Genomic DNA, 14,030 nt, shown 5'->3' with positions numbered 1-14,030 from the left:
ACTGGCGCCCGCCCTGGCAGTCCCTCCCCGACGACCTCGCGGAGCGCCTGGCCCCGGCGATCCCCGGGATCATGGAGCGCATCATCGAGACGGTCCCGGACCAGATCCCCGCCTACGCGGCGGCGCGCGACGGCCACTACGGCAAGAACCTCACCGCCGGCGTGACCACCGCCCTCGAGCAGCTGATGAGCCTGCCCGGCACCACCCGCCCGGCCCTGAACAGCGAGTCCCGCGTCCTCATGGCCCGCCTGGGGGCCGGCGAGTTCCGCGAGGGGCGCTCCATGGACGCCCTGCTCGGCGCGTACCGCACCTCCGCGCGGATCGTGTTCCGCGAGCTCTCCGCCGAGTGCGCGCGCCTGGGCCTGGAGATGTCCGTGGTGATCGAGCTGGGCGAGTCCATCTGGGCGTACATCGACGAGCTCTCCTCCGTCAGCGCCCAGGCGTACGCGGAGGCGCAGTCCGCCCAGGCGGGCGTGCTCGAGCTGCACCGCGCCGCCCTCGCCACCGCCCTGGTCCGGGGCGGGACCGAGGAGAAGGAGGTGCAACGGCTGGCCGCGCTCGCGGACTGGCGGCTGCCGCGCCGGCTGGCGGTGGTGGTGCTGCCCGCGGACGCCGGCGTCGCCGTCCGGGAGAGGCTGGGCCGGGCCGGGCTCGTGGTGGAGCGGGACTCGGAGGTGGTCGCCGTGATCGACGCGACGCCCTCCCAGGGCCGCCGCGAGCGCATGCTGCGCCTGCTGGCGGGGACGGCCGCCGTCGTCGGGCCGGCCGTGGACTGGCCGCTCGTGCCCCACTCCTACCGGGTGGCCCGCACGCTGGCCGTCCAGGAGGCGGCGGGCCGGACGGCGGAGCCCGCGCAGGGGGAGGACGACGACGGCGCCCCGTCCCCGATCCTCGCCGCGGACCACCTGGCGCGCGTGGTGCTGGGGGCCGAGCCGCGCGTCGTGACGCAGCTGGCCGAACGCGTGCTGGCGCCCCTGGACGAGGTGAGCGAGGCGAAGCGGGCGGTGCTGGAGGAGACCCTGCTCGCCTGGCTCACGCACTGGGGCCAGCGGGCGCCGATCGCCGCGGAGCTCGGCGTGCACCCCCAGACCGTGGGGTACCGGGTGGGCCGGCTGCGCGAGCTGTTCGGGGAGGCCCTCGAGGACCCCGACGCGCGGTTCGACCTGGAGATCGTGCTGCGGGCGCGGCGGGACGGGGTCGGGTGAGCGGGGCGGCAGGGGGTGCCGTCTGACGGGGGCCTTCACTAGCGTGGGTGGACCACGCATCCCGACGAGGGACCCCGACGAGAGAAGAGGGACAGTGCCATGACGAACGCCCCGAACCGCGACGAGCTCCCCCTGCCGGACTACGACCACATCCCCAACGGCACGCTGTCGACCCGGATCACCGGCCTCGACGAGTCGCAGGTGGAGCAGCTGCTCGCCTACGAGCGCGCCCACGGCGACCGCCTGCCCGTGGTGCAGGTCCTCGAGACGCGGCTCGAGGCGCTGCGCTCCGGCGCCCAGCCCTCCGGCGATCAGGTGCCGGACACCCCGGAGGTCGGCGGCTCCCGCACCGGCTCGCCCGTGACCCCGGAGACGAGCGGCCCGCCCGTGGAGCCCCTGAGCCGCGGCATCCCGGCCGACCCGCAGCACCCCGGCAACCGCTGAGCCGGCCGGGCGTCGCCTGACAGGGCGGCCCCCCGCGGAACGCGGCCACGACGCCCCGTCTCCTTCCTGTGAGAGGCGACGCGTCGTGGCCGCCTCGCGTTCCGGGCGATCCCGCGGTCCGGCCACGGAGCGCCTGCGAGGGTCCCCGTAGCGTGTTTGTGAGCTGGGTTATATTTCGACACAGCTGCGGCGGGCCTTCGGGCGCTGACGTGCGAGGCTGCCGGATTCCCGGCTGTCCGGCTCCTACTCACGGATGGGTGAAACGGCATGACTGAATTCGAGGACAAGCTTGCGCAAGTGGCTCGGCGAGCCCGCGACTACGCAAGCTCCCTGGACACGGAAGAGGCGACGAAGAACGCGCTCGTCATGCCATTCATCTCGCAGGTGTTGGGCTACGACGTGTTCGATCCCCAGGAGGTCGTCCCGGAGTTCGTCGCAGATCTGGGCCTGAAGAAGGGGGAGAAGATCGACTACGCCATCATGCGGGAGGGGAAGGTCAACATCCTCGTGGAGGCCAAGAAGGTCGGCTCGGAGCTGTCCCTGGCGCACGCGAGCCAGCTGGTGCGCTACTTCCACACCAGTGAAGCGCGGATCGGCGTGCTCACCAACGGGCGGGTGTGGAACTTCTACACGGACCTCGACAAGGCCAACATCCTCGACGAGCGTCCGTTCCTCGTCCTCGATCTTCTGGACATCGACCCGGTCACCGTGCCGAAGCTCGAGCAGCTGGCGAAGGGATCCTTCGATCTCGACTCGGTCATCGCCGCAGCCGAGGAGCTGAAGTACGTATCGGCCATCAAGCGCGAGATTTCTGCCGAGATGGCTGCGCCGAGCGATGAGTTGGTGAAGGTCCTCGCCAAGCGCGTGTACTCCGGGTACATGAACGCCAAGGCGGTGGAGACCTTCACCCGGCTCACCGAGGAGGCTGCGCGCCAGTACATCAACGATCGCGTCAACGCGCGGCTGAAGACTGCCCTGGGCGACCAGGTCGCTCCGGTACTGGCGGCTCCCGCTGAGCCCGTGGCCACCGGCGATCAGACGGTCCTGTCCGACGAGGAGAACGGTCAGGAGGGCCAGCTCAAGCCGGGCGTGGTGACGACCGAAGAGGAGATCGAGGGTTTCCGCATCATCAAGGCGATTCTCGCCGGAATCGTGCCGATGAACCGCGTCTACATGCGCGACGCAGCCTCGTACTGCAGCGTCATCCTGGACGACAACAATCGGAAGCCGATCGCGCGCCTTCACTTCGACGGGAAGGTGAAATATCTGGTGCTGTTCGATGCGGACAAGAACAGGACGCGGGCCGACCTCGAGAACTTGGAGGACATCTACGAATCCGCCGAGGCACTGCGGAGCGTCGTCAGCTCCTACGTCGGGGCCTGAGCGGACTCTGACCCGCCTACTGACCGGATCCGGCCCGCGGGCGGGCAGGACTGTGCCCCGCCGCCGTCGATGCGCCACCCTGGTGCGCACGCCCCGGTGGGACAGACCCGCCGGGCGCCGACCCGAGAGGACGTCATGACCCATCACGAGCGCGACGACCGCCAGGCCCTGGCCGCCGGCGAGACCTACCTGATCCACGTGCTGGAGACCTCCGACCCGCCCGGCAACCCGGACCACTACCGGATCACGGACGCGGTCGAGGCCCACCACGCGTCCACCGGCTCCTACGACGTCGAGGCCGGCGGCCTGGACGCCGCCCGCGAGCTGCTCGCCCGCCACGCCAAGTGAGCGACCGGGGCTGAGACGTCCGGCCGGGCCGCGCCTCACGCGCCCGGCCGGAGCCTCATCCCCAGCACGGTGCGCGCCTCGAGCCCCAGAGCCGCGCGGGCCTCGGGCGCGCCGGTGCGGTCCTCGCCCACCACGGTCATCCCGATCCGCTCGGCCACCCGGCGCGAGGCCGTGTTCTCCGGGTGGATGATCGCCACGAGCTCGTGGTGCCCCAGCACGTCCCGGGCGTGGTCCCGGCAGGCGGCGGCCGCTTCGGTGGCGTAGCCGCGCCCCCACAGGTCGGCCCGCACGTGGTAGCCGACCTCCAGGCGAGGCTCCCCGTTGACCTCCTGCCACGTCAGGCCGCAGTCGCCCACGAAGCCGGGCCCGCCGTCGTCGTGGGTCTCGATGATCCACAGCCCGTGCCCGTCCTGCGCGTACCGGCGCCGGTTGCCCGCGATCCACGCCGCCGCCTCCGCGCGCGTGCGCGGGGCGGGGTAGAAGCGCATCACCACGGGATCGGCGAGGAGGCCGGCCAGGTGGTCGAGGTCGGCGTCGGCCATCTCGCGGAAGCGCAGACGGGCGGTGGGGGCGGGCGGCATGCGCCCAGGCTAGCGGCGGGCGGATGCGCCCCGCCTCTTGTCTGCGCGGGGCCGGGCTGGTCGACTGTGCCCATGCCGCATTCCCTCTCCCTGCGCCCGTTGCGGGTGGATGACGCCGAGGCCATGGCCGCGGTCCTCGCCGACCCGGACCTGTACACGTACACCGGCGGGACGCCGCCGGGCGAGGAGGAGCTGCGGCAGCGGTACGCGATCCTCGCGCGCGGTCGCTCCGAGGACGGCGCGGAGGACTGGGCCAACTGGATCGTGGTGCTGGAGCCGGAGGGCCGGCCGGTCGGCTACGTCCAGGCCACCATCCCCGTGGACGGGGGACCCACGCAGATCGCCTGGCTGATCGGCACGCCGTGGCAGGGCCGCGGGCTGGCGAAGGAGGCCGCCGGCCTCCTCAAGGGCGAGCTGCGGGACCGGGGGGTGCGGCGCCTCGTGGCGGATGTCCACCCCGAGCACACGGCCTCCCAGCGGGTCGCCCAGGCGATCGGCCTGGCGCCGACGGACGAGGTCGTGGACGGGGAGGTCCGCTGGGCCGGGTCCGTGGACGACGGCGGCGGCCCGGTCACCGGCTGAGGCCGCGGCGCCGCTCCGGGTAGGAGCCGCCGAGCTCCACGCCCCGCTCGGCCAGGTAGGCCTCCGGGTCCACCGGCTCGCCGTCCACGCGCAGCTCCAGGTGCAGGTGCACGCCGGTGGCGGCGCCGGTCTGCCCGACGCCGGCCAGGTGGTCCCCGGCGGAGACGCGCTGGCCCGCGTCCACCACGGTGGAGTCCGGGGCGGCGTGCAGGTAGCGCCACACGTGGCCGTCCCCGGCGTCCACGGCGAGCAGGTTGCCGCCCGCGTCCCCGCCGGCCTCCACGAATAGGACTCGGCCGTCGGACACCGAGTGGAAGGGCGTGCCCTCCGGCACCCCGCCGAGGTCCACGCCGTCGTGGCGGGTCAGGGCCTCCTCGGACACCCCCGAGGGCACCACGCCCTCGCCGAACGGGTTGGGGCGGGGCCCGAAGCGGGAGGTCACGCGGCCCTGCACGGGCTCGGCGTACCCCTGCGTGTTCACCGTGGGCGGGGCGGGGGTGAAGCCGCCGTTCCAGCGCCGCCGCTCGGCGCCCGCGCCGGCGTCGTCCCGGCCGGCCGGACCGAACGCGAGGACCAGCGCCAGGACGGTCGCGATCAGGGCCAGCGCCCCCACTGCGGCCAGCACGCCCCCGGCCACACCGCTGCCCGGGGAGCCGGCGCCGGGGGTCGGGGTGGTCATCCCCTCAGTCTGTCATGCAGGGTCGGGACGGCCCCGGCCTTCGCCCACGGCATCCCGGCCCGCCACCAGCTCCCGCCCGCGCTCGTAGTCCTCGTCCGCGTTGTAGGTCAGCACGCCCACCACGCGGTCCTGCGCGTCCATGTACCAGAGAGTGAACCCGCCGGTGCGCTCCACCATGCGGGCCTGCTCGTGGCCGTCGCCCCACGCGGCGTGCTTGAGCGTGTGCTCGCCGATGGTGCTCCAGAACCCGGGCACGGCCTCCCACCGCCGCAGGGACTCCGGGTCCGCCGTCGCCGCGTGGGCCAGCACGGAGGCCTGGCCGGCGCCGCCCGGCACGCCGACCTCGGTGCGGGCCGCGTTGTGCCCGGCGACCTCGCCCATGCCGAGGGCGTCGCCCCAGTGCTCCACGGGGATCGGCCGGCCGGCCACGGCGTGGTGGGCGCGGGCCACGTCCCCGGCCACCCACACGCCCGGCGCCGCCGCCAGGTGCTCGTCCGCCACGATCCGCCCCTCGTGCATGGTCAGCTCGGAGTCCTCGAGCCACCCGCCCCCCGGCTCGACCCCCACCGCGGCGAGGATCAGGTCCGGGGCGAGCGTGGCGCCGTCGTCGAGGTGGACGGTGCGCGGGGCGCGCACCTGCCCCACCCGCACGCCGGTGCGCAGCTCGACGCCGGCGCCGATCAGCCACTGCGCGATCCGATCGCCCGCCTCGCGGCCGAGCCGCTTCTGCTGCGGCACCTCGTCCGGGGTGACCAGCGTGGTGGCCACCCCGCGCAGGGCCAGGGAGGCGGCCGCCTCGCAGCCGATGAACCCCGAGCCGATCACGACGGCGGAGCGCGCGTGCCCGGCGGAGGCCACCAGGCGGCGGGCGTGGTCGAGAGAGCGCAGCAGGTGCACCTCGGCGTCGTCGTCCGCGACGGGCAGGGGCTTCGGGTGCGCGCCGAGGGCGAGGATCAGGCGCTCGAAGCGGACCGGCTCCTCGCCGACCCGCAGCGTCCGGGCACCCAGGTCCGCGTGGGTGACGGTCACGCCCCGGCGCAGCTCGACGGCGTCCGGCAGGTCCTCCAGCACCGTCGGCTCCGGTTCGGCGGTGCCGCGCAGGAGCTCCTTGGACAGCGGCGGACGCTCGTACGGGTGGTCCACGTCCGAGGTGAGCATGAGGACGGGGCCGGGTCCCCCGGCGTCGACGTAGGCGCGGGCGGCGCTGACGCCGGCGGGGCCGCTGCCCACGATCACGAGCGGGAACGGGGTGGAGCTGTGCTGGGCCATGCGGCCAGCATGCGCACCCGTCACGGGCGGAAGCCAGGGCCGACGGACACCCCGGCTCCGGCATACTGCCCGCATGGACCCCTCCCTGGTGTGGCTGCCGGCCGTCGTCGCGCTGGCCGCGATCACCGTGGGCGGCACGCTCCAGCGGGTGAGCGGCATGGGCGTCGGCATGATCGCCGCACCCACGCTGTCCCTGCTCCTGGGCCCGGTGGCGGGGGTGACGCTGTCCAACGTGGCCGCCTCGGTGTCCGCGGTGCTGCTGTTCGCGGTGCTCCACAGGCACGTGGACTGGCCGCGCTTCGTCCGCCTCGCACCCCTGCTCGTGGCCGGCTCGTTCGCGGGGGCGTGGGCCGTGCGGGTCCTGGACGCCCACGCCCTCGAGATCCTCCTGGGGTCCTCCGTGCTGGTGGCCGTGGCCGCCGTCCTGGGCCTGCAGCAGCGCTTCACCGCCCAGGGGAACGGGGCCGTGTTCGCCTCCGGCGCCGTGGCCGGGTTCATGAACACCACCGCGGGCATCGCCGGGCCGGCGCTCGCGGTCTACGCGGTGGCGAGCCGGTGGGACCAGCGCTCGTGGGCGGCCACCCTCCAGCCCGTGTTCCTGCTGGCCAATCTCACCTCGCTGGTCACCAAGTCGCTGTTCGGCGCGGCCGTGCCCGCGGGGCTGCACGTGCCGTGGCCGGTGTGGGTCGCCGTGGTGGTGGGCGGCCCGCTGGGTGTCCTGCCCGGTTCGGTGGTGGCCCGCCGGGTGGACCCCGCGAAGGCGCGCGTCCTCGCGATCTGCCTGGCCGGCGTCGGGGGCACGCTGGCGCTGGTGCGCGGTGTGGCCGGCACCCTGGGCTGAGGCGGGGCCGGCGCGCAGGCGTCAGGGCAGGAGGGAGCGCACGGCCGCGGCCAGCGTGTCCCGCACGTCGTCCACCGTCAGGTCCTCCGGGGCCAGGTGCCGCTCGACCGACAGCGTGTGCACGAGCATCAGGAGCATGGCCGCAGTGTGCGTGACCTGCTCGTCCGGGACGTCGGCCAGCACGCGGTGCTCGCGCAGCAGGCCGGCCAGGAAGTCCCGCCGCCGGACGGTCAGCGTCCGGTAGGCTCTCCCCACGGCGGGCTCGCGCAGGCCCACGGCCTGGAACTCGTGGAGGAGCAGGGGCCAGGAGCCCGTGGTCTCGAGCACGACGTCGGCCAGGGCCTCCGCCACGCGGGCCACCAGGTCCTCGCGCGGCAGGTCGGGGTCGTCCAGGGCGTCGGCGACGCCGTCCATGGCTCGGGTGGTCGCCCGCTCGAACTGGACGGTGCAGGCGGCGGCGAAGAGGTCCGGCTTCCCCGCGAAACCGGAATAGACGGCGCCCTTCGTGTAGCCGGCCTCCGCCGCGATGCGGGCGAGGGAGGAGCGCGCGTAACCCTCCCGTCCGAACACCCGAGCCGCGTGGTCGAGGATGGCCGCGCGGACATCCTCGCGGCGGGGTCGGGTCGCCATGTTGCCCTCTCGATGCCGATGGTATTGAATACCGATGGTATTGAATCCGCCTCGACTCGGCAAAGAGGGCCCATGTCTTCCACTCCCACCGACGCCGATCACCATGGCCCCGGGCCCGCCCCCGACCCGGCGCACCTCGACGACCTCCCGCCCGCCACCCTCGTGGCGCGCGGTCTGACCCTGCGCGGCAGTCGCGGGCCGGTGTTCGGCTCCCTCGACCTCGTGCTGCCCCCGCAGACCCACCTGGCCGTGCTCGGAACCCAGGGCTCGGGCCGCTCGGCCCTGCTGCTCGCCCTCACGGGGCGCCTGCAGGGCGTGCGGGGCGAGCTCGTGCTCACCGGCGGCCCCGTGGACGTCGCCCTGGACGGGCCGGAGCGGCCCGCCGCCCGCGCGTACCGGCCCCCGATCGACGCCGCGCGCCACCCGCACGCCCTGCGCGCCCGCACCGCCGTCGCCCACACCACCGACGTGGTGGAGCTCGAGCCGGCGCTGACCGCGGCCGAGGTCGTGGACGAGCGCTGTCTCACCGACGGCGTGCGCCGCCGCGCCGGCCGCGCACGCTTCGCCCTCCTCGCGGACGCGGTGAGGCTGACCGTGGCGCCGGAGGCCGTCGTCCGGGAGCTGTCCGCGCCCGATCGCGCGCTGCTGGCCGCCGTCGTCGCCTGCCTGCGCCCGGCCCGCCTCGTCACCTTCGACGACGTGGACGCCACCCTGACCATCGATGAGCTGGTCGCGCTCCACGCGGCCCTGGACGTCCTCAAGGACCACGGCCACCCGTTCGCGGTGAGCGCCGTGGCCTCCGCGCCCGTGCCGCGCGACGCCGTCGTCCTCACCCTGCCCCCCGTCCGGGAGAACTGATGCTGTTCCGCTACGAGCTGCGACGCTTCCGCCGTGGCCTGCCCCTGCTCGCCCTGCTGTTCATCTTCCTCGTCCCCGCCATCTACGGCGCTCTGTACCTGTCCGCGAACTGGGACCCCTACGGGGCCATGGACCGTCTGCCGGTGGCGATCGTCAACGAGGACGAACCCGTCCAGCGCGGCGACACCACGCTGCGCACCGGCGCGGACATGACCGAACGCCTCAAGGACGACCGCGCCTTCGACTGGCGCGAGACCACGCGCGAGGAGGCCGAGGAGGGACTGCGGGAGGGCCGGTACTACCTCGTCCTGGAGATCCCCGCCGAGCTCAGTCGTGACCTCGTCAGCCCCGAGGGCGGCGGGACACCGCGGCAGGCGCAGATCACCCTGCGCCGAGACGACGCCAACGGCTTCGTGATCGGCTCCGTCACGAACGCGAGCCAGGCCAAGGTCGAGGCCGCCGTGAACCGGTCCGCGATCGAGGCGTACTTCGAGGCCGTCTTCTCCAGCCTCGGCGAGCTGCGGTCGGGCATGGTGGACGCCGCCGACGGCGCCGCGCAGCTGGCCGACGGCACGGCCTCCGCGGAGGACGGCGCGAGCCAGCTGGAGGACGGGATCGTCCAGGCCCACGACGGCTCGGGCAAGCTGGCCGAGGGCGCGGGCCAGCTCGCCACGGGTGCGGGTGACCTCGCGGACGGCGCCGCCCAGGCCGACGACGGCGCCCAGCGACTCGCCGAGGGCGCCGCGTCCGCGCAGGACGGGGCCGGGCGCCTGGCCGACGGGCTCGACCAGGCGCGCGGGGGCTCCCAGGCCCTCGCCGACGGTGCCGGGCAGCTCGCCGAGAACGCCCCCGCCCTGCGTCAGGGCGCCACGGACCTCTCCGACGGGCTGGCCCAGCTGCAGACCGGATCGGCCGAGCTCACCGACGGCGCCACGCAGGTGGCCGACGGCACCCAGCAGCTCTACGACACGGTGATCCCCGGCCTGGACCAGGTGATCGAGCGGCAGGACGCGGTGGCCGCCGACGTCGCCGCGGTGGACGAGGACGTCCAGCGCGTCGCCGAGGTGGCCGGCACGGCCGAGGACGGCGCGGGCGCCCGCATCGCCGACGCGCAGGCCGCCCTGGCCGAGCTCGCCGAAGAGGACCCGACGCTCGCCGAGTCCGAGCAGTACGCCGCGCTCCAGGAGGCGCTCACCGGCGCGGACGAGCGGGTGACCGCCGTCGCCGGCCGCGCCGAGGAGGCCGCCGCGACCTCCGCGGCCGCCAACGAGCGCGTCCAGGGCTTCGTCGAGGACGACGTCGCCGCCTCCGCCAAGGCGGATCTGACGGACCTCAACGACGGCGCCCACGCCGTGGCCGCGGGCGCGGAGAAGCTGCAGGGCGGGATCGGTGAGGCGAAGGACGGGGCCGACTCCCTCGCCGACGGCGCCGGGAAGTTCGCGGACGGCCTCGAGCAGCTGGGCTCCGGCGCGACCGAGCTCGACGGCGGCCTGGCCCAGCTCCAGGACGGCGCCGGGGAGCTGCAGTCCGGCCTCGGCGAGCTGACGGACGGGGCGACCACCCTCGCCGAGGGCAACGCCGCGCTCCACGACGGGGCGCTGACCCTGCAGGACGGTGCGGGCCAGCTGGAGTCCGGCGCCACCGAGCTCGACGGCGGCCTGGCCCAGCTCCAGGACGGCGCCGGGGAGCTGCGCGCCGGCCTCGGCACCCTCGACGACGGCGCCCACGAGCTCGCCTCCGGGCTCTCCGACGGCGTCGACCGCGTCCCCGCCCTGACCGAGGACGAGCGGGACGAGGCCGCCCTGGTGATGTCCCGGCCCGTGGAGGCCGTGATGCAGGTGGACAACTCCGCGGAGGTCTACGGCCGCGGCATGGCGCCGATGTTCTTCTCCATCGCCCTGTGGGTGTTCGGCATCGCCGCGTTCAACATCATGCGGCCCATCAGCGGGCGGCTGCTGGCCGGGCGCCGCAACCCGGTGGCGATCGCGCTGGCCGCGTGGCTGCCCGTGGGCATCGTGGCCGTGGGCGGCGGCCTGCTCATGCTCGCCGCGACGCTGCCGCTGGGCCTGGCCCCCGTGCACCCGGTGCGGGCCGTGGCCCTGACGGTGCTCGTGGCCGTGGTGTTCTCCCTCATCGCGCACCTGGTGCAGACGGCGCTCGGCACCCCCGGTTCGGCGCTGCTGCTGGTCCTGCTGGTCCTGCAGCTGGCCTCCACCGGCGGCACCTACCCGGCCGAGGTGCTGCCCGGCTTCTTCCAGGCGCTGCACCCGTTCATGCCGATGAGCTACTCCATCGAGGCGTTCCGCAACGCGATCTCCGGCGGTCCGGACCAGCGCTTCTGGGTGCCGGTGGTCGTGCTGATGGGCATCGGGGCGGCGGCGCTCGCCCTGGACGTGCTCGTGGTGCGGCGCCGGCGTCGGTTCCGCATGAAGGACCTGCACCCCGCGCTGCAGGCCTGAGCGGGGATGACTTCCGCACCCCGCGCCGCCGTCGTCCGTCCGGCCCGCCCCGAGGACGCGCCCGCGATCGCCGCGATCGCCGCGGCCACCTTCCCGGACGCCTCCCCGGCCTCGCTGCCGCGTGCCGCGGTGGAGGCGCACATCGCGTTGCACCTGAGTGAGGCCGCCGTGGCCGCGTGGATCGCGGACCCGGAGCGGATCGTGCTCGTGGGCGCCGCGGCCGACGCCCCGGAGACCCTGCTCGGCTACGCCATGTACGAGACCGCCGCGGCCCCCGAGGCACCCGTCACGGAGCGGCTCGGCGACGTGCCGGCCGGCCACCTCTCGAAGCTGTACGTGCTCGCCGAGGGGCGCGGCACCGGGCTGGCCGAGGCCCTCGTGCACGACGGCGTCGAGCGGCTGCGGCGGCTGGGGTTCCGGCACGTGTGGCTCGGCACGAACGCGCAGAACGCACGGGCCAACCGGTTCTACGAGCGCCTCGGCTTCGAGACGGTCGGGGCGCGGCAGTTCGTGGTCGGCGGGGAGCGGGTCGAGGACGACTGGGTGCGGCTGCTGACGGTGGCGTGAGCCGGTCGCCGCTCAGCAGGCCTCCGGGCCGTCCGGGTCCTCGTCGGGGTCGAACCACGCGGACGGGTGATAGTGCACCGCGGCGAGCCCCTCGTCGTCGGCCAGGTGGGTCTGGGCCCCGGGCACGGAATCCGTGTTCTGCCCGGCCACCGCCTCCCACGCCCCGGTCTCGGTGCGGCGCACCACGAGCAGCAGGACGCCGGTGCGCTCGCCGGCCTCGTCGCCGTCGGGCGCGGTCTGCCCCGTCATGGTCCACGGCGCGTGCACCACTGCCACGTCCCCGAGCTCCCGCACCCGCACGCGCCCGAGCTCGAGCCGCGAGTGCGGGAACATCCAGCGGAAGCCGAGCGCGTGGTTCACCCGGATCTGCCGACGCCGCCTCCACCACACGCCCACCACGTTCACGAAGTCCGCGTCCTCGGCGAACAGCTCACCTCTCTATTCGTCGGCAGCGTCAGAGTGGTATAAGAGACAGGGTTCAGCGGGCGGGTCCGTAGGCCAGCGTCAGCACGACGGCGGCGAACAGCACCGCCATCACGGCCAGGACCGTGAGCACGGCGCGCAGGGCCGCACGCGTGCGCGGGTCGGCCGGGGGCGGTGCATCCGGACGTCGGGTCACGCTCGCCAGTGTGGCACGCGGCACGGCGCGAGGGGCGCGTGCGTCGGCGCGCGTCGAAGGCGCCTCCCAGCCGGGGCTCAGTCGACGCTGAAGCTGCGGATGTGGTTGCTGAACACGAAGCGGTCGAACACGGTCCGCGCCGAGCTCGGGTCGTCCGCGTGACCACTCTGGGCCGTCTACGGCGGATCGAGCCCCGCCGCCGGCCGGCCTCCCATGCCCGGCCGGTTCCCACCTCCGCCCGCCCGCCCGGCAGGGGTGGTCCCGGGCCGGGCGGCCTTGGGATGATGGGTGCCCCCGGAGAAAGGTGCCCGATGCCCCCGCCCGTGCCGCAGCCGACCCGCCGACAGATGCTCCTGGCCGGTTCCGCCCTGCTCGGATCGGGACTGCTGGCCGCCTGCGGGCAGGACGGGGAGGACGCGGCGTCGTCGTCCGTGCCGACCTCGTCCGCGCCCACCTCCGCCGCCCCCGCTGGACCGCCGCCCGCCGGCGAACCGGTGGCCTGGCCGGACGTGGCCCGGGTTCCGCACCTGTTCTTCCACTCCCTCGTGGTGGACCCGGCCCGCGCCTTCGATGGCGACGACAAGGCCGGCGGCTACCTGGACTTCATGGTCACGGTGGACGAGTTCGACGCCGTCATCCGGCAGGTCTACGAGCGCGGCTACGTGCTGGTCTCCCCGCACGAGCTGTACGAGGTGGGGGAGGACGACGTCGTCCGCCCGAAGACCCTCATGGTCCCCGAGGGTCGCACCCCGCTGATCCTCTCCCTGGACGACTGCTCGTACTACCTCTACATGGACGGCGACGGCTTCGCGGACCGCCTGATCGTGGCCGAGGACGGCCGCGTCCGCAACGAGTACACGGACGCCGAGGGCACCACGCACATCGGGGCGTTCGACGTCGTCCCGCGCCTGGACGACTTCCTCGCCGAGCACCCGGACTTCAGCCTCAACGGCGCCCGCGGCGTGCTCGCCATGACCGGCTACGACGGCGTGTTCGGCTACCGCACCTCGGCCCGCGAGTTCGGGGACAGCCCCACGTTCGACGCCGACGTCGCGGCCGCCACCGAGGTTGCCGACGCGCTCAAGGACAGCGGCTGGGAGTTCGCCTCCCACACGTGGGGCCACCGGACGGTGCCGAAGCTGACCATGGAGGAGCTCGAGTTCGACATGAGGCACTGGCACGAGGAGGTCGAGCCGATCCTCGGCCCCACGGACATGCTCATCTACCCGTTCGGCGCGGACGTCACCGGCCCCGGCAAGTACACGGAGGACAACGAGCGGTACCGCTACTTCCGCGAGCTCGGCTACCGCTCCTTCTTCCTCGTGGACGGCACCTCCAAGGCGTGGGGCCAGCTCGAGCCCGGCTACTACCGCGGCTCGCGCATCAACGTGGACGGCATCAGCCTCGCCGCGGCCGTCTCGGGCGAGCGGCCCGTGCTGGAGGAGTTCTTCGACCCCCGGTCCGTCCTGGACCCGGCCCGCCCCGAGTCCATCCGCGGCCCGAAGAAGCCGAGCCCGGCGCCGTCGTCGCCCGCCGCGGCCCCGAGAACCCCGCGACCCTGAGGA

General features: G+C 74.5%; 16 protein-coding genes. 10 read left to right on the top strand and 6 right to left on the bottom strand.

Translation table 11 applies throughout. The annotated features are described in order from the left end of the window. The 4 genes from CITRIK5_RS09740 to CITRIK5_RS09725 all read left to right on the top strand — a co-directional run. Positions 1–1,205: CdaR family transcriptional regulator (locus CITRIK5_RS09740; RefSeq protein WP_159833599.1), on the top strand; the 1,205-nt coding region annotated here is incomplete at its 5' end. A gap of 99 nt (positions 1,206–1,304) precedes the next feature. Beyond that, positions 1,305–1,649 carry a hypothetical protein gene (locus CITRIK5_RS09735; RefSeq protein WP_041104120.1) on the top strand — a complete coding sequence of 115 codons (345 nt, stop codon included), beginning with the start codon at positions 1,305–1,307 and terminating at the stop codon, positions 1,647–1,649. A gap of 267 nt (positions 1,650–1,916) precedes the next feature. Beyond that, on the top strand, positions 1,917–3,032 hold the full coding sequence (locus tag CITRIK5_RS09730) for a type I restriction endonuclease (protein ID WP_036314529.1): 1,116 nt from the start codon (positions 1,917–1,919) through the stop codon (positions 3,030–3,032). Between the two features lie 135 nt (positions 3,033–3,167). Continuing rightward, positions 3,168–3,380: a hypothetical protein gene (locus tag CITRIK5_RS09725; RefSeq protein ID WP_010079881.1), complete on the top strand. Its 213-nt coding sequence runs from the start codon at positions 3,168–3,170 to the stop codon at positions 3,378–3,380. A gap of 35 nt (positions 3,381–3,415) precedes the next feature. Here the strand turns inward: CITRIK5_RS09725 and CITRIK5_RS09720 are convergent, their stop codons facing one another. Beyond that, positions 3,416–3,961, bottom strand: coding sequence for a GNAT family N-acetyltransferase (locus CITRIK5_RS09720; RefSeq protein ID WP_020624710.1), 546 nt, complete (start codon positions 3,959–3,961; stop codon positions 3,416–3,418). 72 nt (positions 3,962–4,033) lie between these two features. On the opposite strand from CITRIK5_RS09720, the gene CITRIK5_RS09715 reads away from it, so the two are divergent. Beyond that, entirely contained in the window at positions 4,034–4,543 is a 510-nt protein-coding gene (locus CITRIK5_RS09715; protein ID WP_044659331.1) for a GNAT family N-acetyltransferase, read from the top strand. Here CITRIK5_RS09715 and CITRIK5_RS09710 read toward each other — a convergent pair. Both CITRIK5_RS09710 and CITRIK5_RS09705 read right to left on the bottom strand, forming a co-directional pair. After that, a complete protein-coding gene (locus CITRIK5_RS09710) occupies positions 4,533–5,222 on the bottom strand; it encodes a M23 family metallopeptidase (protein WP_020624712.1) in 690 nt (229 codons plus the stop codon). The genes CITRIK5_RS09715 and CITRIK5_RS09710 overlap by 11 nt on opposite strands. Positions 5,223–5,234: 12 nt before the next feature. Continuing rightward, positions 5,235–6,491: an NAD(P)/FAD-dependent oxidoreductase gene (locus CITRIK5_RS09705; protein ID WP_041104118.1), complete on the bottom strand. Its 1,257-nt coding sequence runs from the start codon at positions 6,489–6,491 to the stop codon at positions 5,235–5,237. 73 nt (positions 6,492–6,564) lie between these two features. Here CITRIK5_RS09705 and CITRIK5_RS09700 point away from each other — a divergent pair, with 73 nt between their 5' ends. Continuing rightward, the gene (locus CITRIK5_RS09700) at positions 6,565–7,332 is read left to right on the top strand and encodes a sulfite exporter TauE/SafE family protein (RefSeq protein WP_041104117.1); all 768 of its coding nucleotides are present in this window, start codon (positions 6,565–6,567) and stop codon (positions 7,330–7,332) included. Between the two features lie 21 nt (positions 7,333–7,353). Here the strand turns inward: CITRIK5_RS09700 and CITRIK5_RS09695 are convergent, their stop codons facing one another. Then, entirely contained in the window at positions 7,354–7,962 is a 609-nt protein-coding gene (locus CITRIK5_RS09695) for a TetR/AcrR family transcriptional regulator (protein ID WP_020624715.1), read from the bottom strand. Positions 7,963–8,034: 72 nt separating this feature from the next. Here CITRIK5_RS09695 and CITRIK5_RS09690 point away from each other — a divergent pair, with 72 nt between their 5' ends. From CITRIK5_RS09690 to CITRIK5_RS09680, 3 genes are read left to right on the top strand one after another with little or no spacing between them, the layout of a single operon-like run. Further along, entirely contained in the window at positions 8,035–8,820 is a 786-nt protein-coding gene (locus CITRIK5_RS09690) for an ATP-binding cassette domain-containing protein (RefSeq protein WP_041104115.1), read from the top strand. Beyond that, positions 8,820–11,279, top strand: a complete 2,460-nt coding sequence (locus tag CITRIK5_RS09685; protein ID WP_041104113.1) for a YhgE/Pip family protein — start codon at positions 8,820–8,822, stop codon at positions 11,277–11,279. The genes CITRIK5_RS09690 and CITRIK5_RS09685 overlap by 1 nt, the downstream gene beginning before the upstream one ends. 6 nt (positions 11,280–11,285) lie before the next feature. Beyond that, positions 11,286–11,846: a GNAT family N-acetyltransferase gene (locus CITRIK5_RS09680; protein WP_020624718.1), complete on the top strand. Its 561-nt coding sequence runs from the start codon at positions 11,286–11,288 to the stop codon at positions 11,844–11,846. A 12-nt stretch (positions 11,847–11,858) separates the two neighbouring features. On the opposite strand, the gene CITRIK5_RS09675 is transcribed toward CITRIK5_RS09680, so the two are convergent. Together CITRIK5_RS09675 and CITRIK5_RS09670 are read right to left on the bottom strand one after the other, a co-directional pair. Continuing rightward, complete coding sequence (locus tag CITRIK5_RS09675; RefSeq protein WP_255477363.1) at positions 11,859–12,275, bottom strand: SgcJ/EcaC family oxidoreductase; 417 nt, start codon at positions 12,273–12,275, stop codon at positions 11,859–11,861. 49 nt (positions 12,276–12,324) lie between these two features. Further along, entirely contained in the window at positions 12,325–12,465 is a 141-nt protein-coding gene (locus CITRIK5_RS09670) for a hypothetical protein (protein WP_017488522.1), read from the bottom strand. A 311-nt stretch (positions 12,466–12,776) separates the two neighbouring features. Here CITRIK5_RS09670 and CITRIK5_RS09665 point away from each other — a divergent pair, with 311 nt between their 5' ends. Next, entirely contained in the window at positions 12,777–14,027 is a 1,251-nt protein-coding gene (locus tag CITRIK5_RS09665) for a polysaccharide deacetylase family protein (RefSeq protein ID WP_044659328.1), read from the top strand. The last annotated feature ends 3 nt before the right edge of the window (positions 14,028–14,030 follow it).

Source organism: Micrococcus sp. 116, from assembly GCF_902506395.1.
Lineage (GTDB): Bacteria > Actinomycetota > Actinomycetes > Actinomycetales > Micrococcaceae > Micrococcus > Micrococcus luteus.
This window is presented reverse-complemented; position numbering and strand designations above follow the sequence as displayed.